This window comes from Blastococcus sp. Marseille-P5729 (assembly GCF_900292035.1).
Taxonomy (GTDB): Bacteria; Actinomycetota; Actinomycetes; order Mycobacteriales; family Antricoccaceae; genus Cumulibacter.
In genome coordinates, this window is record NZ_OMPO01000002.1 from 370,471 (window position 1) to 392,781 (window position 22,311).

Annotated in this window: 16 protein-coding genes and 1 pseudogene; 8 read left to right on the plus strand and 9 right to left on the minus strand. The window is 64.1% G+C overall.

All coding sequences use genetic code 11. The features are described from left to right. The first annotated feature begins 215 nt into the window (after positions 1-215). The 4 genes and pseudogenes from DAA40_RS10280 (at position 216) to DAA40_RS10295 (ending at position 4,877) form a co-directional block, all read left to right on the plus strand. Positions 216-1,515 (plus strand): annotated as a pseudogene (locus DAA40_RS10280) (ISL3 family transposase). Beyond that, on the plus strand, positions 1,512-1,820 hold the full coding sequence (locus DAA40_RS10285) for an acyltransferase (RefSeq protein ID WP_106849637.1): 309 nt from the start codon (positions 1,512-1,514) through the stop codon (positions 1,818-1,820). Before DAA40_RS10280 ends, DAA40_RS10285 begins: the two are co-directional and overlap by 4 nt. Before the next feature lie 206 nt (positions 1,821-2,026). After that, complete coding sequence (locus DAA40_RS10290) at positions 2,027-3,481, plus strand: O-antigen polymerase (RefSeq protein ID WP_106849638.1); 1,455 nt, start codon at positions 2,027-2,029, stop codon at positions 3,479-3,481. Positions 3,482-3,488: 7 nt separating this feature from the next. After that, the gene (locus DAA40_RS10295; RefSeq protein ID WP_106849639.1) at positions 3,489-4,877 is read left to right on the plus strand and encodes a lipopolysaccharide biosynthesis protein; all 1,389 of its coding nucleotides are present in this window, start codon (positions 3,489-3,491) and stop codon (positions 4,875-4,877) included. 36 nt (positions 4,878-4,913) lie between these two features. Here DAA40_RS10295 and DAA40_RS17040 read toward each other — a convergent pair whose 3' ends face one another. The 5 genes from DAA40_RS17040 to DAA40_RS10320 form a co-directional block, all read right to left on the minus strand. Further along, positions 4,914-6,020, minus strand: coding sequence for a glycosyltransferase (locus tag DAA40_RS17040; RefSeq protein WP_370430643.1), 1,107 nt, complete (start codon positions 6,018-6,020; stop codon positions 4,914-4,916). After that, a complete protein-coding gene (locus tag DAA40_RS10305) occupies positions 6,017-6,892 on the minus strand; it encodes a glycosyltransferase (RefSeq protein WP_158716365.1) in 876 nt (291 codons plus the stop codon). Before DAA40_RS10305 ends, DAA40_RS17040 begins: the two co-directional genes overlap by 4 nt. Positions 6,893-7,158: 266 nt before the next feature. Further along, complete coding sequence (locus DAA40_RS10310; protein WP_106849642.1) at positions 7,159-8,370, minus strand: glycosyltransferase family 4 protein; 1,212 nt, start codon at positions 8,368-8,370, stop codon at positions 7,159-7,161. A 334-nt stretch (positions 8,371-8,704) separates the two neighbouring features. Continuing rightward, on the minus strand, positions 8,705-9,862 hold the full coding sequence (locus tag DAA40_RS10315) for a DegT/DnrJ/EryC1/StrS family aminotransferase (RefSeq protein ID WP_370430644.1): 1,158 nt from the start codon (positions 9,860-9,862) through the stop codon (positions 8,705-8,707). Continuing rightward, the gene (locus tag DAA40_RS10320; protein ID WP_199849697.1) at positions 9,834-11,663 is read right to left on the minus strand and encodes a nucleoside-diphosphate sugar epimerase/dehydratase; all 1,830 of its coding nucleotides are present in this window, start codon (positions 11,661-11,663) and stop codon (positions 9,834-9,836) included. The genes DAA40_RS10315 and DAA40_RS10320 overlap by 29 nt, the downstream gene beginning before the upstream one ends. Positions 11,664-11,896: 233 nt before the next feature. Between DAA40_RS10320 and DAA40_RS10325 the strand changes: the two genes are divergently transcribed. After that, positions 11,897-13,672, plus strand: coding sequence for a polysaccharide biosynthesis tyrosine autokinase (locus tag DAA40_RS10325; RefSeq protein ID WP_106850124.1), 1,776 nt, complete (start codon positions 11,897-11,899; stop codon positions 13,670-13,672). 175 nt (positions 13,673-13,847) lie between these two features. On the opposite strand, the gene DAA40_RS10330 is transcribed toward DAA40_RS10325, so the two are convergent. Further along, positions 13,848-14,420: a low molecular weight phosphatase family protein gene (locus DAA40_RS10330; protein WP_158716366.1), complete on the minus strand. Its 573-nt coding sequence runs from the start codon at positions 14,418-14,420 to the stop codon at positions 13,848-13,850. Between the two features lie 146 nt (positions 14,421-14,566). Continuing rightward, complete coding sequence (locus tag DAA40_RS10335) at positions 14,567-15,454, minus strand: hypothetical protein (protein WP_106849644.1); 888 nt, start codon at positions 15,452-15,454, stop codon at positions 14,567-14,569. Between the two features lie 189 nt (positions 15,455-15,643). On the opposite strand from DAA40_RS10335, the gene DAA40_RS10340 reads away from it, so the two are divergent. After that, positions 15,644-16,750 carry an LCP family protein gene (locus DAA40_RS10340; RefSeq protein ID WP_106849645.1) on the plus strand — a complete coding sequence of 369 codons (1,107 nt, stop codon included), beginning with the start codon at positions 15,644-15,646 and terminating at the stop codon, positions 16,748-16,750. 152 nt (positions 16,751-16,902) lie between these two features. Here DAA40_RS10340 and DAA40_RS10345 read toward each other — a convergent pair whose 3' ends face one another. After that, positions 16,903-19,047 carry an alpha/beta hydrolase fold domain-containing protein gene (locus DAA40_RS10345; RefSeq protein WP_106849646.1) on the minus strand — a complete coding sequence of 715 codons (2,145 nt, stop codon included), beginning with the start codon at positions 19,045-19,047 and terminating at the stop codon, positions 16,903-16,905. Positions 19,048-19,198: 151 nt separating this feature from the next. Between DAA40_RS10345 and DAA40_RS10350 the strand changes: the two genes are divergently transcribed. After that, the gene (locus tag DAA40_RS10350; RefSeq protein WP_255413595.1) at positions 19,199-19,834 is read left to right on the plus strand and encodes a TetR/AcrR family transcriptional regulator; all 636 of its coding nucleotides are present in this window, start codon (positions 19,199-19,201) and stop codon (positions 19,832-19,834) included. A 52-nt stretch (positions 19,835-19,886) separates the two neighbouring features. Here the strand turns inward: DAA40_RS10350 and DAA40_RS10355 are convergent, their stop codons facing one another. Further along, positions 19,887-20,816, minus strand: coding sequence for an NAD-dependent epimerase/dehydratase family protein (locus tag DAA40_RS10355; RefSeq protein ID WP_106849648.1), 930 nt, complete (start codon positions 20,814-20,816; stop codon positions 19,887-19,889). Positions 20,817-20,906: 90 nt separating this feature from the next. Between DAA40_RS10355 and DAA40_RS10360 the strand changes: the two genes are divergently transcribed. Continuing rightward, positions 20,907-22,283, plus strand: a complete 1,377-nt coding sequence (locus DAA40_RS10360) for a D-alanyl-D-alanine carboxypeptidase family protein (protein ID WP_158716368.1) — start codon at positions 20,907-20,909, stop codon at positions 22,281-22,283. The last annotated feature ends 28 nt before the right edge of the window (positions 22,284-22,311 follow it).

Below are 22,311 nucleotides of genomic sequence, written 5' to 3' on the forward strand. Positions count from 1 at the left end.
TTCGACATGCGTCATTCGAGCCTGTGCGATAGGCGACGGCGTGACTATCGCAACTGCGCCGGGGGCCTCGCTCGTGATTGATGCTGACTTTGTTGGCTCTTCACAATCCAGGGTGTAGCGGTGGGGTGAGCGGGATCGGCGCGTCGGTGCGGGGGTAGGGGTCGAGTTCTTCCGAGGATGGAGGTTCCTACACGCACCATCCGGAAGACCTCGACATGCTCAACGCTACCTTCGCCGCGCCCTGCCTCACTACGTTCTGCCGCCTCGACGAGCTTGGCCTTGAGGCTGTCGGGCAGCGACTCGAGGCGGATCGGGCGGTGATTGAGTGTCGCGTCATGGAGGACGATCCGTGGTGTCGTGAGTGTGGTGCGGAGGGTGTACCGCGGGACACGGTGGTCCGCCGGCTCGCGCATGAGCCATTCGGGCACAGGCCCACGGTCCTGCAGGTTCGGGTGCGTCGCTACCGGTGCGCACACTGCCGGCGCACGTGGCGGCAGGACACCTCGGCGGCCGCACCGCCGCGGGCGAAGATCTCTCGTGGCGGGCTCGGCTGGGCGCTGACAGCGATCGTCGTGGATCACCTCACGGTGACCCGCGTGGCGGCCGGTCTCGGGGTGTCCTGGCATACCGCGAACAGCGCGATCATCGCTGAGGGTAGGCGGAGGCTGATCGACGACCCCGCCCGGTTCGACGGGGTCACCACGATCGGCGTCGACGAGCACGTGTGGCGACACACGCGGCTGGGTGACAAGTACGTCACGGTGATCATCGACCTCACCCCGGTCCGGGACAAGACGGGCCCGGCGCGGTTGCTGGACATGGTCGAAGGCCGTTTTCAAGCAGTGGCTGAACGGCTGCCCGAAGCAGTGGCGGGACGGGATCGAGGTGGTCGCGATGGACGGGTTCAGCGGGTTCAAGACCGCCGCTGCGGAAGAACTGCCCGACGCGGTCCCGGTGATGGACCCGTTCCATGTCGTCCGCCTGGCCGGCGACGCCCTGGACCGGTGCCGGCAGCGCGTCCATCAGGACACGCGCGGGCGTCGAGGACGCGCCGGCGACCCGCTGTATAAGGCACGTCGGACCCTGCACACCGGTGCCAGCCTGCTCACCGAGAAGCAGACCGCCCGTCTCAACGCTGTGTTCGCGGTCGACGAGCATGTCGAAGTCGAAGCGACCTGGGGCATCTACCAGCGAATCGTCGCGGGCTACCGCGAGCCCGACAAGAAGAAGGCGAAGCAGATGATGCGAACCGTGATCGAGGCGGTCAGTAGCGGCGTCCCAGCCGCGCTCGTCGAGATCCGCAAGCTCGGCCGCACCCTCAAGCAACGCGCCCTCGACGTCCTCGCGTTCTTCGACCGACCAGGCACCAGCAATGGACCGACAGAGGCCATCAACGGGCGGCTCGAGCACCTGCGCGGCTCGGCTCTGGGCTTCCGCAACCTCACGAACTACATCGCCAGGAGTCTGCTCGAAGCAGGAGGATTCAGACAACACCTACACCCTCGAATGCGATGAGCCGCTTTGTTGGCAAGGGCACCGTGATTGTCGCGCGAGACAGAATCGGAGTGGGAACCGGTAGCAAGATTGCGGAATATGTCACGATACGTGACGCGGACCACGATAGGTCAGTACCCCTCTCCCACTTGGCATTTCGGCAGAAGCCAGTGACCATTGGGCGCAAGGTCTGGGTAGCCGCACAGGCAATCGTTCTGTCGGGGGTAAGTATCGGCGACTGTGCCACCGTGGCCGCCGGCGCGGTAGTGACGCGCGACGTGTCTCCGGGAACCACAGTAGCTGGAGTCCCGGCGAAACCTATCTAAACCGACGATGTGTGCAACGCGCCCCCCCCGGCCCGCCGGCGCTCCTGCATTCGATCAGTTCGCGGTGCTTGCGTCAGAGCAAGGAACTGCCGCTAGGCGGTATCCACCGCGTCCAGTGACGACACCCGTCTCCCACCGGGTCGAGCCGCAGCGAATGCGTCCACGCCGCCGTCGGGTAGTCTTTCAAAGTGCGGCAAATTCGACTGATGCCATTGGCGATTCTCGGTCTTCTGTTGCTTGGTAGGGACCCGCTTCTTAGGTCGAGCTTGACGACGATGGCAGCGGTCGCGACAGCCGTCCTTGTGCTCGTCATGCTCTCAGTCGTTCGCTCCAGCCGCTTCGGCGTCTGGAGCATGGGATTCTGGTATCTGGTGATCCTGGCGCTATTCCATCTCGGATTAGCGATCCCGCTCGGCTTCGGATACTCGGGCGCGGGGGTGAATTCCGCATACGTGACGTCCTGGTTTGGTCGACACTCATTTCGAGTTGAGGCGACCTACCTAGCCACACTCGCCACGGCGGCGGTGGGAGCCGGGTACACCGCGCTCGCCTCCAGCCGCCGCGTGGAAACCTCTTCGAAACCTACCCGGTTTGGATCCGAGGGCCCTATCGGGGCAGCCCTGACTGTCGGCGGCACGGCACTTACTGTGGTGTATCTTGCTCTGACCAACACTGCAGCGTTGACGGGCATCAGCCGCATGAAGTTTGTGGAGACCGCATCGTCCGTTGGCGTGGAGACGATCGGTGCACTATCAGTGGCCTTGGGTGCTCTACTACTTGCGACCGCACAGGCGTCCCGAACTCGGACACTTGGAATGATCGCAGTTGTTGTCTTCGGGTCCTGGGCGTTGAGCACGGGCGCTCGCAGTCTCATCATGTACACCGCGGTGGCAATGCTACTGGTCGCGATCCGCTTGCGACCACTTCCGAAGCGCCGCGTTGCCCTAGGCGTGGGCGCATTCGGTCTAGTTTGTGTGTCGCTGGTCGGGTTCTATCGGGTCGACGGCCTCGCGCGTGCGCAGATTGGAGCGGATGCGCTAAACCCGTTAGCCGCTATCACGGAGATGGGCGGCTCAATCCGACCCCTCATCGAGAACCTGAATTACAACCACAGGCTTGACGAGGAACCCCTCTGGGGGATCACGTATGTCGCGACGATTATAAGGACTGGGGAGCGGTTGGCCGGGCTACCTCGCGCTGGTGCTCTGCAGGACCCCCGCGTGCCTGGAAGCGAGATCGTTCAGCGGGTTGACACGTATCAAATTGGCTACTCTGCAGTTGCCGAGGCCTATCGAAACTGGCGCACCCCGGGTGTGGTCCTCGTCTTCGGACTCTTCGGATTCATTCTTCGGCGGATCGATTCATCTGACCGCCAAGACACAGCGCGACTCCTGGCGTCGGGTGTGATCTTCTTGGCACTGATCCAACACGTGCGTCAGCCTTCGAACCAGGAATTGCCCATTCTATTAACCGGACTCCTACTTGCTCTCGGCCTCTCAATAATAGGCCCTGTATCACGTCGGAGACGGAATGAAGAGAACGCTGGTCTCCCTTCCACAGAGCGAGCTGTGTTCATTTCTGGACCGTCTACGCGGGCAGCCGGACCAGTAACCACTGACAACTATCTATCACCATCCGATTTGCCAACTCTTGGAAGTTGAGAGCTTGATGACAGGTGTCGCTCGGCGATTCGGATCCACTGCACTGATTTTTCTCTTGGGAACCGCTGCGTCGCGGCTTCTCGGGCTAGCCCTATTGCCGATCTATGTGCGAATGCTTAGTCCAGCCCAGTACGGCGAGTACGACCTTTGGATGACGCTCATAAACTTTGCCGCCCCAATTGCCTTCTTCCAGGTCTGGGACGGGATCTATCGTTATTATTTCGATTTGGCGAGCCCAACCGCACTAGTTACGAACGGCTTGATACTCATGGGGATCGGTGCTTCGATCTTTGTGACAATCTCGACGACTCTATTTGTCGCCTGGAATGCTCCTGCGCCACTAACGCTATTCCTTTACGGTTCGTCTCTATCCATTCAGTACTTTCTGGGATACTTGGCGCGGGCGGAGCTGCGAAACACCCTGTTCGTGCTCTCCGGAGTTGTCAACACCCTAGTGGGCGCCTGCGCCTCAGTGGCGTTACTCAACTGGACAGAGCTCGGGATCAGTGGAATCTTTATTGGAATGACAGTTGGCAACGCGGTTCAGATAGGAACCATCGCTATAGTTATGAGACCGCTCAGAATGCTTGAGTGGTCTGCACGCGATCAAGCACTTCAGCGTAGACTTCTTAGGTTTTCCTTGCCCCTGTGCCTAGCTTCAACAGCATATTGGCTCCTCACGGGCTTTACTAGGTTTGCGTTGGTCAAGTTCGATGACCAAACGGCTAATGGTCTGTTCGCCGTTGCTGACCGATTTGGATTCGCCGTCACTCTCACATCGACGGTTATCGTCTACGCATGGCAGGAACTGGTCTACTCGGAGCACGGCGAGCCTGATTCAAGAAGGCGGCGAGCTTCCTTCCTACAGTGGCTGGTGGCGGGAGTTCTGCTCGTAGGAGCCGCGTCCACGGTCATCGTGGCTCTTCTCTTTGACTGGGTCATCTCCCCGAACTTTTCTCGCGCCTACGCCCTCGTCCCAATGACCCTCTTAGCGGCGGTTATGAATACCATCTCCAATCTCATTGGTGTCGTCCTGATGTCCGATCTCCGAACCGCGACTCTCCTTGTAAGTACGACGGTCGGGGCAGTCGTGAACGTGGTGCTATGCCTCGTTCTGATCCCCCGGTGGGGCGCCGCCGGGGGCGCGGTCGCGTTACTTATCGGCTTGACAACTATGACGTTCCTTCGAGTCCTTGAGGGCCGTCGGCAGGAGGTGCTAGCGTCGCTGGGTTGGCCGGCAGGCTGCGCCGCGGTGGGACTCGTGTGCAGCATTGCCGCCTATCTGTCGCGTATGCCCTCCGCTCAGTTTGCAATGGCTGCGCTGATCTTAGTGTCGAGCTGCTTCGTCGCGACGCATGTGCATCGCGCCATGCGACCACCCGCACCCGGCGCGTGATCTGCGGGAGGGCCTGACCGCTCTAGCGGAGCAACCTCATCCAAAGTGGCCAGTCGAATCAATCGTGTACAAGCGCGTGAACGACTGAGCGAACTGATCCATGGAGAATGGCGAGGCTTGGAAAGTACGCAATGCTACTTCAAGAGGTGGGCGGGCCGACAAAGCCTTCTCTAGGGCATCGGCCCATTCCTGATCGTCGGCGGCCAACGAAACGCAGTGGACCCACGGAAACCAACTCGCGATCCAGCGCGAACCTGCGATGTCTGAACTAACCACCGGAAGACCAATTGCCGCAGCCTCAATTACAACGGAGGGAAGGCCTTCCCGCACAGACGTTAAGAGAAGCGCCGATGCCCCCGCCAATTCATCCCCGATGTCAGACGTCGGGCCACTGAAGGCAACGTATCCTTTGACATCCAAATGAGTCGCTCTTTCTAGGACGGCGCAATCGATTTGGATGTCTCTCGGCCCCACGATACGCAGCGTCGCAGGGCCGTGCCTATCTCTATAGGCCGCGAGAACCGCGGGCATCCGTGAGAGATTCTTTTCCGACGACGCCCGGCCTAGTGAAAGGAAGATTCTTGCCGACACTTCCGGAAGCGGTTCGTAACGACTACGGGATGGCACGAATCCGTTCGGTATCACTAGTGCCCTGTTGTCCTGGGACAGATGCTTTGAGTAGCCCTCGCTCAGCGCCGACGGAGAAACACCGACAATGTTTGTCGCGTTCCAATAGATGAGTTGCCTCATAACCGCGCGATAGAGCCTTCGCCGTATCGATGATGGTCTCCCATCGCCGTCGCTGTGAAAGTGCGCGATTCGGACACGAACTCCAGCGAGACGAGCTACCGAGAGGATCAGCCCCGAGAATGTCGCGACATGGGATTGGATTGCGTGCGGTCTCGTAGCCCGGAGGTGAAGAAAGAGCTTCAAGGGAAACAGCGGCCCTGCTCGCAGTGGCGACACTGTGGCGCCAATTGCGCGAAATGAGTCGGCGAGGCTCCCTTCCTTTCCAGATAGGGTCACAAAGTCAGCCTCGAGCCCTTTGGCTGCTAGGCAGCCAACCAAGTCGCGCATTCGCAATTCTGTGCCACCAGTCTCGAGTATGCCAAGAACGTGCGTGATTCGAATGGGTCGATTCACTTGACTACCTCTGCGGCGAAAGCCTTCTCTTCGGACCTGGCAGACTGAAGCAAGTCATGTGCGACCCCCCAATTTCGGGCGCCTTCTCTTCGTCGGAAGTCCAGGTCCGCGACGAATACGCTCAGGACAGCCACTAGCTCGGGCGTATTTCTCGGCCGTGCTATCGCGTGACTCGGAAGTACCTCCGGCACACCACCAACCGACGTAGCGACACACGGAAGACCGACCGACATCGCTTCTATCAGTGCTCTCGGCATTCCCTCTGCCCACGATGCAAGTACAAAAAGATCTGCATCGAGGTACGCGTCCGTAAGCTCCGTCTCATCCAGTTGCCCGAGCGCGACCACTTCGATTCCTGCGCCGCTGGTCTCAAGGAGATCGTCGGCCAGTCGACCTGAGCCAGCTACACGCAATTCGATCTCGACTCCCGTCACTTCTGACGTCGCCTCGAGGGCGACTATTAGATCCGCAACACCCTTGTAGGGGCGATCTAGGCTTCCTACCGTCAGAACCTTTAAGCGCCGCCCGGCCGTCGGCGTCAGAACAGCCCGGCCCCGGCGAGATATGCCGTCCGTGATTGCGAACTGTCGGACATAGTCTGGCGAGGGATACCGAGTCTGCAGGTAGGAGCTGGTTACATATCTCACGACAGACGCGCGTTTCAGCGCCCAGGTCATAGCTGCCGTCACCACGGTTCGAATAGCTTTACCTCTTAGCCCGGGGATTACGTCTTCGGCCAGCGCAGCCATCGGATCGCCGACGACCACGCACACCAATCGGCGTCGAAGGAGCACGGCCACAGGCGCAAGAAGCGAACCGAAGAAGCTTGGTTCGTAGATAATTACCGCCTTCGCCAGGCTGAGCGCCCCCAAGGCTCGGGCCAGCGATCCTAGACCTCGCACCGCAACAAAGTCTTTCGCCCCGTCGACAACGGGCTGGCCACCCGACTCGTCCGTGCACCCACGTAACACCAGAGTCAGATGAGACACATCAGCCACACAATCCAGGGCCGATGCGCGCTGTCGCCCGAGGACTCGCCCCTCCGCCACCCACCCACGTGCCTCCAAAATCGCTACGACGCGGATGCCGTCGGTCTCGTCGGCAGATCTGCCTGGGCGGCGCATCCTCGTCGCCGAGGCTATGCGCCTTCGCGCAGCTCTAAGAACTCTCGCCACTTCGTCCAAACCCTCTCGCGCACGAATCTGTCGATTATCATCTGCCTTCCGGCCCGACCGGCGGCTCGATCCTGATCAATGTCGCGCTCAAGCCACGCAGACACCCGGGCTGCAAATTCTTGATCGTTACCCTGCGGTACAGTCCATCCGGTGACTCCATCGATCACCGCGTCGACGGTTCCAGTCGCCGCAGACGCAATCACCGGTAGGCCACAGGCGGCAGCCTCAAGCACCACCGTCGGCAGACCTTCCCGCCGCGTCGGGAGGATCAACAGGTCACTTGCACGGAAAACGTCGGCGACGTCGTCACGCCGACCCAAGTAGGCGACGCTCGGCGTCGACAAAAGCACCTGAATCTGTACAATGTCCGCTCGATCGTAGGGCTCTAACGCTCCAGCGACGGCGAGGGTTGCCGACTTCGTGAGGGCTAATCGCTTAGCCACAGCAACTAATGCCCGCAGACCCTTGTCGCGGTTTAGGCGCCCAACAAACAGGACGACGGGCAGGTGATGCGGTATGCCTAACTTTGCGCGAGCCTCTCGCTTTTCGCTCGCCTCGGCCGGACGGAAAGCCTCAACGTCTACTCCGTTCGCCGACCCATAGCCGAGGACCTGAACCTTGGCGGCAGGCGCAAGGCGATCTGCGATCACACGGTTACGAACGCTGGGGCTCACGGCGACGACATCGGTGGAAAGAAGGCAAACAAGGCGCTCGATTAGGATCAGCAACTGACGGCCAGCGCCGGAAAGCCCCTCATATCGTAGACCATGAAGCAGATAGACCCGTCGAGGAACCCCCGACACGCGACATGCTATCGACCCGAGTAGGCCCATTTTCGGCGTCCCCATTACAGACACATCGGGGCGGACCCGCCGTACTACGGCGATCACGCGAAGGAGCGCACGGAAATCTGCTAAGAATGACGGAGACCTCTCGATCGGGATGTGGTGGACGACGGCCGAGTTCTGTCGTGCCATCTCCCTGAGTTGAGCATCCGCGCTGCTCGCCAGGTGAGTCGCGAGACCATTAGCGGAGAGGAACGCGAGTTGCCCGTCGAGGAACGCGAGAGCAGTCTCCGGTGCTGTAACACCAAACAGAACCGTCCGCCGCTTCTCCGCAACGCCGTTCTCGTCGACACTCCTCGCGGAACGCGACAACTTCGCCACGCGCTTCATCGTGCGGTAACCTCCTTCACGAATCCCATCGCAGTCACGAAAAAGGTTGGCCCCGCTACAGACAACCTCAAGCACTTGGTCCAGACCGCCACCCCATCTGCAAATAGGTCGCCAATCCCACACGCGGCTATTCCCCGCCGCGGCCAGGCATTAGTTCGGACGCGTTCGTGTATCGCCGAGAATCTACCGAACTTGCGCACCCGGCTGACACGCCGGTGGACACCGAATGAGAACATGGCGTTCGAACCGCTTGGTGGACGCGGGGCAGTACCCCTGCGAAGCGGACGACAGTTTACGACGGCCGAAGCACTTCGAGTGGGGGTAACTGCCAGTCTCATCGCTTCAGCAACTCCATAACGGCATCGTCGATGCGATTGAGCTCCGTTGGGGTAAGGGCCGATCCGCTTGGCATTGTGATCCCAGTCCGGAACAGCCGTTCTGCGCTCCCATCAGTGAATGAGCGTCGGCCGCGGAACACCGGCTGGAGATGCATAGGTTTCCACAGCGGGCGCGTCTCAAGTCCGGCGGCGGCGAATGAGCTCACGATCTCGTCGGCGTCCCACCTCTCCACGCTCTCATCCACCAGTATCGCGGTTAGCCAGCAGTTGTCAGAGAGATCGCCGTCACGCTGAAAGATCTCGATACCGGGAGCCTGTGCGAAGAGTTCGGCGTAGTGCTCTCGGTGCGCCCGTCGTGTCGCCATCATCGATTCGAGTCGGCTGAGCTGCGCCCGTCCGAGAGCGGCGAGCAAATTGCTCATTCGGTAGTTGAAGCCGATCTCCGAGTGCTCGTAATGGCGCGCTGGTTGGCGTGCTTGCGTACTCAGGTACCGAACTCGTTCCGCTAGCACCTCGTCATCAGTTACAAGGGCGCCACCGCCACTCGTCGTGATGATCTTGTTGCCATTGAACGAGAGCACCGCGCTCTGCCCGAATGAGCCGGCTGGTTTGCCGCGATGATTGGCGCCCAAGGACTCTGCCGCGTCGGATACGAGCGGAATCCGGTAGTGCGCTGCCAGCGGCTCGAGGCGTGAATAGTCAGCGCATCGCCCAAGCAGATCGACCGGAACCACCGCAGCGATGTCTTCTCCTTCGGCCCGTAGCGTCTCGATGGCAACCTGCAGTAGTTCAGGCGAGAGATTTCCCGTCTCGGGCTCGCAGTCTACGAACACGACCTGGGCGCCTGTGTAATGCGCCGCGTTCGCTGTGGCCACGAACGTCATCGTCGGCACGATCACAATGCGGCCAGGTCGCGCACCTGCCTCGAGCAGTGCCAAGTGGAGGGCTGCGGTTCCTGAACTCAGCGCCACTGCGTGTCCTCGTCCGCACCTCGCAGCGAGTTCTCTCTCGAACGCGTCGACCTCAGGTCCGAGTGGGGCAATCCAGCCGCCATCGACTGCCCGGAGTAGAGCCGCACGTTCGTCATCGCCTACGTCCGGCGACGAAAGGTAAATGCGTTCAGCCTCAGACACGCGCCGACTCACCTCTGTCACGAGTCATCTGTTCGCAGACACTCTGGAGGGACAGCGACAAATCGTTGGGCCGTTCAGCCAGTATCCAGCTGGCCACCTGAGGATCTACGAACGGGACTTCGACGTGCGAGATCAAGGGGTGTCTATCCCGGCGTACTGTCTCCTGGAGGCCGACCAAGTCTTCGTGTAGCTTCTCGCCACCGCGTAGTCCCGTGTACTTGATCTCGATCGGCTCACCGGACAGCGCTATCAACTGCCTCGCGACGTAGTCGATTCTGATCGGATCACCCATGTCGAGCACGAGGGCCTCGCCTTCTGAGCCTACGGCTGCGGCCTGGATAACGAGTTGAACCGCCTCAGGGATGGTCATGAAGTAGCGCGTCACGTCGGGGTGAGTGACGGTGACCGGCCCACCCTCGGCGATCTGTCGCGCGAAAGTCTCCAACACCGAACCTCGGCTGCCCAGCACATTGCCGAACCGCACGCTGATGTAGGTGCCGTCGGCTACGCCCGCCATGTGGGCTGTGAGTCCTTCGGCGATCCTCTTCGTATACCCGAGAACGCTTTCCGGGTTGGCCGCCTTGTCGGTCGAGATGTTGACGAACCGCTCCACGCCTACCCGGTTGGCTGCGTTGAGTACGTTGAGCGTACCCAGGATGTTGGTCTTCACGCCCTCGGCCGGATACTGCTCGAGCATCGGGAGGTGCTTGAGCGCGGCAGCGTGAAAGACGACCTCGGGACGCCGATCATCGAAGATCGCATCAAGAACGTCCGCTTCGCGGATGTCGCACAGCAGCATGTCTGGCGAATCGAGCATGCCGTGCCCATAGATGCTCAGCTGCACCGAATGCAGCGCAGACTCGTCGCGGTCGAGCATCAGCAACTGCGCCGGGCTGAAGGCACTGATCTGTCGGCACAACTCGGACCCGATCGACCCGCCCGCGCCCGTTACCAGGACACGCTTTCCGTCGATATAGTCCGCGATCGAGCGAAGGTCGGTATCGATCTGCTTCCGGCCAAGGACGTCGTCCACGTTGATGTCTCGCAGATCCCGAATGCCGACCTGGCCGCGGAAGAGCTCGTTGACCGACGGCAACACCTTCACGTCCAGACCAGCCGGTTGGGCGATGGCCGAGACCCGCTGGAAGAGCTCGCGGTCCGCCGAGGGGACGGCGACGATGACCATCCGCGCATCCACCTCATCAGCCACCTCGACGAGATCGTCGATTCGGCCTTTTACGGGAACTCCGCTGATCTTGAGATGTCGTTTCGCTTTGTCGTCGTCCAGCAGCGCGACCGGTAGCCACGGGCTGGTCGGCGTCCGCAGCATCGAGCCGATGACCTGTCGGCCGGCGTTGCCCGCGCCGATCACGACCACTCGAGTGTCACGTTGTGAGGCCGCACGGAGGTCGTCGGTGAACGTCATCGCCCGGTAGGTGGATCGCCCCAGGATCATGAGCACGAGCGCGAGCAGCGTCGTGAGGATCGGAACGCTCCGCGGGATCAGCTGCCAGAAGAAGTTGGCGAAGAAGACGACGGCACCGCTGATGAGAGCCACACCGCTGAGCAGAACGGTCTCGTCGACGGTGGCAAGTGTCGCGCGGCCCTGATGGAGTCGCACGAACCTGCCGACCAACAAGTAGATCGCGATCAGCAGGAGCGCGATGAAACCAACCCGGCGCCAGGAGATCGCCTCCGGGTTAAGCTCGAGGCGGACGAGCGCAGCGATCCCCGAGGCAGCCAGCCACATGACCGCGTCGAACACGACGAGCGTGACGACACGGTTGCGGCGTAGGATCGTGCTGATATTTCCAGGCACCATAGGCCGAAGCTTCTTTCGTGGAGCAAGGGCAAGGGGCAACTCCGGCCAGACTGTGCCCGGCCAGATACCACTTCTTCACGCAAACACGTATCTTACGTAGATGAGGACTCCTTAGCGAGTCATTGAACATCGAACTAGGTCACAGAACAACTACGACGACCGTGTATCGCTCCGGCGTCCGACCTGGAATACTCTTCACATTGTCTTGACCTCGAATGCCCGAAGGCGGTCTGGTGGAACTTCGCGACTATCTGCGGATCATTCGGCAGCAGTGGCTTCTGATCGTCTCCTGCGTCCTCATCGCGATCGCGGCGGCGGCCCTGGTGACCTTGCGGGCCACCCCGCAGTACCAGTCCACGGCCTCGCTCTTTGTCTCGACGCCCCAGTCTGATGGCGGTTCGGCGTCGTACCAAGGCGGGCTCTTCTCGCAGCAGCGCGTGTCGTCGTACGCGGACCTCATCAAGGGCAAGCAGATCGCCCAGCGAGTCGTGGACAAGCTTGACCTCGATGAGTCGGCGTCCTCCCTCGCGAGTCGGGTGAGCGCCACCGTCGTCCCCGAGACTGTGATCCTCAACGTCACCGTGCAGGACTCCGATCCGCAGCAGGCGCAGAAGCTCGCCGAGGCAATCGCGCAGGAGTTCACCGTCTTCGTCAGCGAGCTCGAGACGACGCCGGGTGCGGAGAACGCCCCGATCAAGGCGACCATCGTCGACCCGCCCACCGTGCCCACCACCGCGGTCAGCCCTCAGCCGCTGCGCAACTTCGGACTCGCCGCGATCCTCGGCCTTCTCGTCGGCATCGGCCTCGCCATACTACGAGAGATGCTCGACAACACGGTCAAGAACACCGACGCGCTCCGCGAGGCGTCCGGCGCGGCCAACCTGGGCAGCGTCTTCTACGACCCCAAGGCCGCGACGCGGCCACTGGTCACCCAGCTCGACTCGCACGCGCCGCGTGCCGAGGCCTTCCGCGTGCTGCGGACCAACCTGCAGTTCATCGACGTCGACAGCGCCAGCAAGGTCTTCATCATGACCTCGCCGCTGCCCGGCGACGGCAAGTCGACCACCGCGGTGAACCTCGCCATCACCCTCGCCCAGGCCGGTCAGCGCACGGTGCTCATCGAGGGTGATCTGCGACGTCCCAAGACCTCCGAGTACCTGGGTCTCGAGAGCAAGGTCGGTCTGACGACCGTCCTCATCGGAAAGGTTGACCTCGACGACGCGATCCAGCCCTGGGGTGAGGACGGACTGCACGTCATCTCCTCCGGCGCGATCCCGCCCAACCCCGCTGAGCTCCTGCAGTCGCGGCAGATGGGGACCGTCCTCGAGCGGCTGCGCCGTCACTACGACGTCGTCCTCATCGACGCTCCCCCGCTGCTGCCGGTCGCCGATGCCGCGGTTCTCTCGCGCCAGGCCGACGGCGCGATTCTCGTCGTCCGCCACGGCAAGACCACCCGTGACCAGGTCTCCGCTGCCGTCGAACGGCTGCATTCCGTCGACGCCGAGCTGCTCGGCACCGTTTTCAACCGCACCCCCAGCAAGGGACGCGGCGGCTACGGGTACGGGTACGGGTACGGATACGGATACGGGTATGCACCCAGCGACGACGCCGAGGTCATCGACGACGCCGCGTTCACCCGCTCAAAGCGTCGCGCCAGTTCTGCCGACGAGGAGAAGCCGCGCGCAGCCGAGCCGGCGCCGGAGATGCTTGAGCCTGCGCACGACGCCGTCGTGGGGCATCCTCGGATGCCCAACCGCGAGGATCTCGCGCTGGAGGACGAGTACCCCACCGACGAGCAGCCCGCCGTCGACGTCCCTCCCGTCGAGCAGCCGGCCCACGCCGGTCGCTCCACCCAGTTCGAGCGGGCTATCGCCCGCTCGGGGCTGTCCGACACCCGCCCAGAGCGGGCCGAGGCCTCCGCCTCCGCCCGGTCGGGCGCGAACTCTCAGCCTCCGGCGCGCAGGCGCCGTTCGGTCGGCGACTTCCTGGCGAAGGAGTCCGGCGAGTAGCTGCCGGCTCGCGGCGTCTCGGCGTCGCTCGTGCCTCGCTCGCTCGACGACCGTTAATGGCCTGGTTGCGGACGTTGTTGGCCTGCGGCGTCTCGGCGTCGCTCGTGCCTCGCTCGCTCGACGACCGTGGGGTTTCGCCCGACGACCGTGGGGTTCTCGTTCGACGGGCGTGGGGTTAGGGGTAGGTGCAGCGGGAGAGGGCGTCGGCAAGGACCTTCATGCATTCGTGGATCTCGGCCATCGCGACCTGGTGCTGCTCGGTGGTGCCGCCGTAGGGGTCGACCACGTCGAAGTCGGTAATCTCGGCGCCGCCGCGGTGCCTGTAGGCTGCAGCCACCAGTTCCCTGGCCGACTCGTACTCCTTCGAGTCGAGCGAGACCAGGTGCGCGAACTCCTTCATCGTGAACGTGCGCCGCAGCCCGCGCGGGAACCGCTCCACCAGCTCGCTGCGGTGCTCCTTGGTCGCCGTCAGGATCAGGCTCCCGTCACTGACGATGCGGTCGTTCAATGGCCGCGACGAGAAATCCTCGGACAGCCCACCGAGACCCTCTAGGGCTGCGGCCGCGTCGGGGTCCATCGGGGAGGCATCCCAGCCGCGGACACCGGCAGACCGGATCCTGATGCGCAGCGCGTCGGACAGGTCGCGCTGGGAGAGCTCAAGCGCCAGCAGACGCTCCGCGCCGGGTGACCGGCAGATGTTCGCGGTGCAGACCATCAGCACGTCGAACACGTCGCTGTCCTGACGCACCGGATCCACCACCGGCCCTAACTCCACGTCACACCGCCGTCCCTAACCCCACTTCACCTCATCGCACTGATCCCTGAGGATCAGGCACATCCTGTACCAGTTCCCACGATATGACCGCCCGCTCGCCCGGCGTTGCGCCGCCCGCCCTAGTTCCACGTTGCGCCGCCGTCCGAGCTCAGATGAGCCTGACCATCGACCGTCGCGACGACGAGCTGGCCGATCGCGTCCAGCGCCTGCGGCGTCGTGCCCTGGATGCAGCCGACCGGGCTCCAGGTGACGCCACCGTCCGTCGTCCGGGACACCTCGGCTCCGCACTGCTCCCCCACGGAGAGCGCGTAACCATTGCGGCTGCTCAAGAAGGACACGCTCGCGATGTCGGCGAGAGTGCCCGCGGTCTGCCACTCCGCGCCCGCGTCGGCGGTCGATCGCACGGTGTCGTCCTCGCACGCGATGAAGACGGCGTCCCGGCTCAGCACCGACAACGACACCGGCTGGCAGCCCGGATCGACCGGACCGTCCGGGCCAATCAGCCCGTCGCCCTCCGGCGCGAGATGCCAGGTGCCCTCAGAGGGGCCCTTCGACCAGGTCTCTCCCCCGTCCACCGACTGATAGAGAGCAGGCTTGCACTCGTGGTCGGCGCCGACATATTGCAGGTTCGCTTGCGACTTCGCGATCACGCGCAGGATGCCCGGCGTCGTGCCAGCGACCGTCTCGAAGGTCTGCCCCCCGTCCGTCGAGACCTCGAGTACCGCAGGCGGCCCGCCCTCGCAGGAGCCCGTCGTGGCCCGAAGGACGCTGTTGTCGGATCCCATCGACACCAACGCAAGCCCGTTCGCGGACGGCGTCCCCGCAGCGCTCGGCGACCCGCCTCCAGTGGGGCTGGTGGCGTCGTCCGGCCCGGCCGACGTGGTGGCGCTCTGCGTCTCCGCGCTGGCGGCATCACCACTGCGCGTGTGCCGGAAGGCCAGATACACCAGGACGATGTCGACGATGACGAAAGCGGCAAGGGCGATCGGCACCCATCTCTTCTTCATGGTCGTCCTCGCTGTGGCACTGGATCAGACGGTCGTTCTCCTGGACACTACCGGGATTGCCCCAGTTGACCGGCGAGGCGCGGCCGCGGTGCGATACTGCTGACAGTCCCCGACGCCCGACATCCGCTCCCCATACAGTGTCCTAGGCCGCGATGAGCACGCGAGCCGCCGAGACGAGGTCCATCACCCATGGCACGAGGCCAGTACGACGACGAAGCCGACAACCTGCGGCTCGACGAGATCGGCGGCACCGACGAATCGGCGGACGATCGCGCGTCGGACGGCAAGCGCAAGGGCTTCTTCGCTCGGCACAAGGTGCTGACCACGTTCCTGGTGCTGATCGGACTGCTTGTCGGCTCGGTGGTCGGATTCGCCTTCTACCTGAACTCCAAGCTCTCGGACGTCGACACCTACGTCAGCAAGCTTGACGACAAGGACCGGGTGCCCAAGGCGTCGGCTCCCCCGGGCCAGAGCGGCCCGCCGCCGGTGAACATCCTGCTGCTCGGCGCCGACGCCACCAGCGGGAAGTCCATCGCGGAGCTGGTCGCCGCCGACACCTGGGACGCAGGCTCGATGCGCTCCGACACGATCATGATGGTGCACATCCCCTCGGATCGATCACGGGTCTACCTGATGTCCTTTCCCCGCGACTCCTGGGTGAACATCCCCGGCCGCAGCGGCAACGACAAGATCAACGCGGCCTTCTCATATGGCGGCCCCGACCTCGCCCTGCAGACCGTCGAGCAGTACTCGCAGGTGCACATCGACCACGTGATGATGATCGACTGGGAGGGCTTCAAGGATCTCACCGACGCCCTCGGTGGGGTCTCGCTGCACGAGCCCGGCCAGGGCCAGGTGAAAATGAACGGCGAGCAGGCCCTGGAGTACGTACGAACCCGAAAGTCCTTGCCCAACGGCGACTTTGACCGGATCAAGCGGCAGCAGAACTTCCTGCGCCAGCTCATGGCGCAGACCGTCGACAGCCTCTCGATCACCGACCCGCTGATGCTCGCCGACGTCCTGAACGCCATCACCAGCAACACCACCGTGGACGCCAGCTTCACCCCCTCGGTGATGCGCGACCTCGCGTGGGAGCTGCGCGGCATCAAGACCGGCAACGTCACCTTCTTCACCGTGCCCACCAACGGCACCGGCATGGAGGGTGACCAGTCCGTCGTCTACCTCGACGACGCCGCGAACAAGGAGCTGTTCAAGGCCGTCAACGAAGGCCTGCTCCCCCAGTACCTGAACAGCAACCCGCCGGACTCACTACCGGACCCCACCAACGTGAACTAGGGCAGCTGCCGGCCGGATCTTCCCCCGACGGTGGTCCTCACTTCGGCTTACGGCGTCTCGGCGTCGGTCGCTGGCGCTCCCTCGCTCGACGACCGTAGGAGGGGGCGACGACCGTAGGAGGGGGCGCGAGGACCCGAGAGAACTCGGCGACCTCAGAGGTCGGCGGCCCAATCGCTGATCCGACTCAGCGCCTCGTCGGCCTCCGGCAGGAACTCGAACAACGGGAACACGTGCACCGAATCGTCGATGAAGTAGCGGGTGACCTCGACGCCGGCCTGCTCGGCGCGTTCGGCCAGCCGGGTCGCGTCGTCGTAAAGCACCTCGCCGTCGGTCGCGGCAATGAACAGCGGCGGTAGGCCGGTCAGGTCGCCGTAAACCGGCGAGACGAGCGGGTCGGTGGGCTCGTGGGTCTGGATGTACATGGCGGCCATCGCGGTCAGGCTGTCGCGGTTGGACGCCGGATCCTGGCCGTCGTATGTCGTGACGCTGGGTGAGGACAACGTGAGGTCTGCGAACGGGCAAATCGAGATAATGCCAGCGGGCAGCTCATCCCCAGCGCCCCGCAATGCCAGCGCGGTCGCCACCGCCAAACCGCCGCCAGAAGACTCGCCGGACAACAAGACGCGCGAGGCCGCGACCCCGTCGGCGACCAAGGCCCGATAGGCGCTCACCGCGTCATCCAATGCCGCGGGGTAGGCGTCCTCCGGAGCCCGCCGGTAGTCGATCACCATGCACGTGCCGCGCACCGCGGCGGCCAGCCGTGCGGCGTACTCCACGGACGAAGTCGCGGATCCGATGACGTAACCGCCGCCGTGCAGATGAAGGATGACCGGGCCGTTAGCATCACCGTCCGGAGGGGTCACCTTAAGTCCACGCACGCGGCCAAGATCGACTCGCTCGACCTGCACGTCGTCCGGCACCGGGAAGCTTGTCTGCAGGAACCGGTCGTAGCCTTCGCGCATGCCGTCGTGACCGCGTGCCAGGTCCTCCTGCGTGAGCGCCGACCGCCACATGTCGTGCGCGCGTTGGCTCTCGGGACGCTTCTTCTTCGTACCCTCCCGCGCACCGGACAGCCCCACGACGTGATCGGCAGGCTCGAGCACTGTCTTGGTGATGTCGTAGTTCATGGCGAAGGCCCAGGTCGTCTTGGCCATCGGATCGATTCGGATCATGCCTTGGAACCGGCCGTTGCGGACCCGCACCCGGTCTGGGTCCGCCTCGTGCACCATCTTCACCATCGCTCGCGAACCAGCCTGCACGCGAGCCGTGCGCGGGCGACGACGCGCCTCGTAGTCCATAAGCGCCGCTTCGATGGTCGCGTGCTGCGGGTCAGTGAGGCAGTGAGCGAGAGCCCATGCGTCCTCCATCGCCTGGCACGCGCCCTGGGCCAGGAAGGGCACCATCGCGTGCGCCGCGTCGCCCATCAGACTGATCCGGCCCTGCGTCCACCAGTCCAGCGGGTCGCGGTAGTACATGCCGGTGATGAAGCCGGTGTCGATGGCTTCGAGCATTGCCCGGGCGCGGGGCTCCGCGTCCTGGAAGGAGGCCATCATCTCGTCGAGATTGCCGGTCTCGGTCCAGTTCTCGCGGCTGATCTCAGTGGCGGGCACCGAGGCCAGCACGCTGTACAGAACCCCGGGGCGCACCCAGTAGGTGATCAGCGTGCGCCCAGGGCCGAACCAGTAGTTGCCCTTCTCCGGCAGGTCCAGGTCGGCGATGCGGTCAGCGGGAATGAGCCCACGCCACATCAGGATGTCGGCAAAGTGCCTCGGTTCCTCCCCACGCAGATTTGTGCGGACGACGGAGTGGATGCCGTCGGCACCGATGACCGCATCGCCACGGACCCGCTCGCCGCTGTCGAGCTCCGCCCACGCGCCGTCGTCATCCTGGCCCACCGAGACCACCTTCGCACCGGTTCGAATGACCTCGGCTGGGACGGCGCCGGCGAGCAGCTTGATGAGGTCGGCTCGGTGGATGTTGTACAACGGGGCGCCGTACAGCTCGTCGGCAGCAGCGCCGAAGGGGAACTCGATCAGCTGCTGGCCTGTGCGCAGATCGCGTGCGTCAAAGGACTCGGGCTTGACCGCTTGAGCAGCGAGCGACTCCTCCAGATTGAGCTGGCGCAGCACATGGACGCCGTTCGCCGCGATCTGGATGCCCGCGCCGGTCTCGGTCACGTCGTCGGTGCGCTCGAGGAGGGTGACCTGCGCGCCCTTCTTCAACAGCGATGCGGCGGCGGTCAACCCGCCAATGCCGCCGCCGACGATGACGACATGCGGTGAGCGGTTTTCGGGCACGGGTTCTCCTGGGTAACGAGTTAAGCGCTTCGACTTAATATGCGATACTTAAGTCGAAGTACTTAACTCTGTCAAGGGAGGCGTCGTGTCCCCTCGCGTTACCGCACGGGCGCCGCGCTCGGACAGCGAGGCGACCAAAAACCGGATCAAAGTGGCCGCACAAAGACTATTTGCGGTGCGCGGAGTGGATGGCGTCTCCGTGCAGGAGATCGTCACGGCCGCCGGTCAGCGGAACAACGGTTCGGTGCACTACCACTTCGGCGGCAAGGACGCGCTGGTGCGAGAGCTCGTGGCGGACGGCGCCCGAACGATCAACCAAACCCGCCTTCGGATGCTCGCCGATCTCGAGACCGGCACGGAGCCTTTCGGTCTGCGCGACGTGGTCGAAGCCCTGGTCAAGCCGGTGCTGGAGATTCGGCGCCCGGATGGCACACTCGATCTGACCTACCTGCGGTTCGTCACTAACGTTCAACTCAACCATCGTCCACTGCTCCGGGAAGCGCTCGACAGCAAGCTGAACACTGGCTACCGGCGGTGCCTCGATCTCATCCGCTCGCGAGCCGACGACTGGCTACCCCAGGTGCCGGCGCCGCTGCTCGACCAGCGGATCTCCTTTACCGGGATCTACGCGAATGCAATCCTCTCCGCGCGGGAGGCGCATCTCGCGGGTGACGATTCCGGGCGGCTGTGGACGCCGGCAAACTCCGTCGTCAACGTCATCGATTCGTTGGTCGCGGTCCTGGAGTCCGAGCCGTCGAGCGGCGCTATCCAACTGCTGTCCGACTAACGTCATTGCGACGGGCAGAAATGTGGGCTCTTTCTTTGATGTTGTCTTGCGGCTAGCGCGACATCCGCGCTTGGTGCCAGGCGAGGGTCTCCTTCAGTCCGTCTCTCAGCGGGATCTCGGGCAGGGCCGGGAACAGTCGGCGGAGCAATGCGTCGCCCGCGAGCGAGTGCCGAATCTCGCCCTCACGGGGCTCCTGATGGGTCACTTGAATCGATTGCCCAGCTATTTCTTCTAGTAGACCCACTAGTTCTAGAAGTGACGTCTGCGTTCCGAGTGCCAAGTTCACCGGCCGATCGATGTCGGCCCGACGCTCTACTGCGTCGAGGAGGATGCGGCAGACTGCGCGCACGTGCACAAAGTCTCGTGTCTGAAGCCCGTCGCCATAAATCGTCAGGGGTCGACCATGCACCAGCGCATCCAGAAAGGCCGGGATCACGGCGGCGTACACGTGATCCGCTGGTTGCCCGGGGCCATAGACGTTGAAGAACCGGAACGCCGCGGTGGGCAATCCGTAGCTCTCCGAATAGGCCCTCGCATACTGTTCGGTCGCCACTTTCGACACAGCGTATGGACTCAGGGGCGCCAGCCAGGACGACTCGTTGAGTGGCAGCGAGGAATTCGACCCGTACACCGCGCTCGACGACGCGACGGTCACCTGTGACACTCCGAGATGCCGAGCCGCGTCCAACACCTCCAGGGTGCCGCGCACATTGACCTCGTTCGTCGCGAGCGGGTCTTCGATACTCAGCGGCACGCTCGCGATCGCCGCAAGGTGCACGACCGCGTCCGCGTCCGCCAGTGCTTCGTCGAGCGCCGGGCGATCGAGGATCGACGCGTGCAGGAAGCGATGCTCCACCTGTAGATTCTCCCGATCACCGGTCGACAAATCGTCAATGATCGTGATCTCGTGACCTCGGGCGACCGCGAGCGTCGCGAGGTTGGAGCCGATGAAGCCCGCGCCGCCAGTGATAGTCAATCGCATCCGGCCTCCATCGCCAGGTTTCGGCGAAGGATAACACTCGCATCCTCGTTATCTGCCGCATGGGTTGCACGGTGTGAGCATCGGCGCGCTTTGACCACTTACTCATGCAGAAGTTCGTATCCTCGTGCGCATGCCCTCACCTCGGAGCACTGTGCGCGAACGCGGCAGCGGCTCCCGATTGGCGAGCACGCGGACGGCGCCCGCGGTACAGGTTCTCGTCGTGCTGGTCCTGGTGGCGGTGCTCGCGCCAGCGGCGTACGCCGCCCCGTCGAGCTCCTCGGAATCGTCAGGCTCGTCCAGTTCGCCCACGATCGACTCGGCCGCGCCCACCCGACGTCCCCTCCCGCCACCCTTCCACCGCAGGGCCACGGCCCCGGCGGCGTCACCATCGGCGGACCGGAGCTCGACACGCGCGGCCAGGTTCTCTACGAGGGCGCCGCCCCGCTGCCGGCTGACCTCAACACCCGAGCGCTCGTCGTCGCCGACCTGACCACCGGCCAGATCCTCGCCGCGCAGGACCCGCACGGTCGCTACTACCCCGCCAGCACCCTGAAGATGCTGACCTTCCTCGCGCTCTACCCGCACCTCGACCCCAACCAGGTGCTCACCGCCACCTTCGAGGACGCCTCCGTCGAGGGCAGCCGCGTCGGCATCGTGGAGAACGGCCAGTACACCGTCGCCCAGCTGTGGACGGCGCTCATGCTGCAGTCCGGAAACGACGCCGCCAAGATGCTCACCGACGCGGCCGGGGGCCAGGACGTCGTCCTGGACCTGATGAACGCCAAGGCCGAGCAGCTGCAGGCCTACGACACCCTCGCTGGGACGACGTCCGGGCTGGACGTCGCCGGGCAAAGCTCCTCGGCGTACGACCTGGCGCTGTTCATCCGCGAGATCGTCCGCGACCCGACGCTGCGCTCGATCGCCGGCCAGCTGCTCGGCGAGCTCCCGGCGCAGCCGCCGAAATACCCGGCCCCCATGAGCTACGGCAACCAGAACCAGCTGATGCTGGCCTACCCCGGGGCCATCGCCGGCAAGACCGGCTTCACCGACGCGGCCCGGCACACCTTCGCCGCGGCCGCCGAGCGCAACGGCCGGACCATCGCCGTCACCCTCATGCAGGCCGAGCACCAGCCCAAGCCCACCTGGCAGCAGGCAGCGGCGCTGCTCGACTGGGCCTTCGCCGCCCCGGTGGACGCCTCCGGCGCCGGCCGGCTGGTCGAGCCCGGCGAGGCCTCGCCCGAGCCGCCGTCGTCCGCCTCGAGCTCTCCCGTCGCGCCACAGGCGGCCGCCGACCGCGGCGCGAGCGGGCGCCCGGCCGTCGTAGGCCTGTCGGACTCCGGCGACCGCGAGATGACCACCTGGCCACTGCTGCCGATCCTCGGCGTCCTGCTGCTGGTCGCCGTCTGGATCGCTGCCCCGTCACGCCGTGCGGCGAAGGCCCAGGCCGGTGCCCACGAGCAGCGCTGAGTAGCGCGGAGCGGCTCCACCTGTCGGT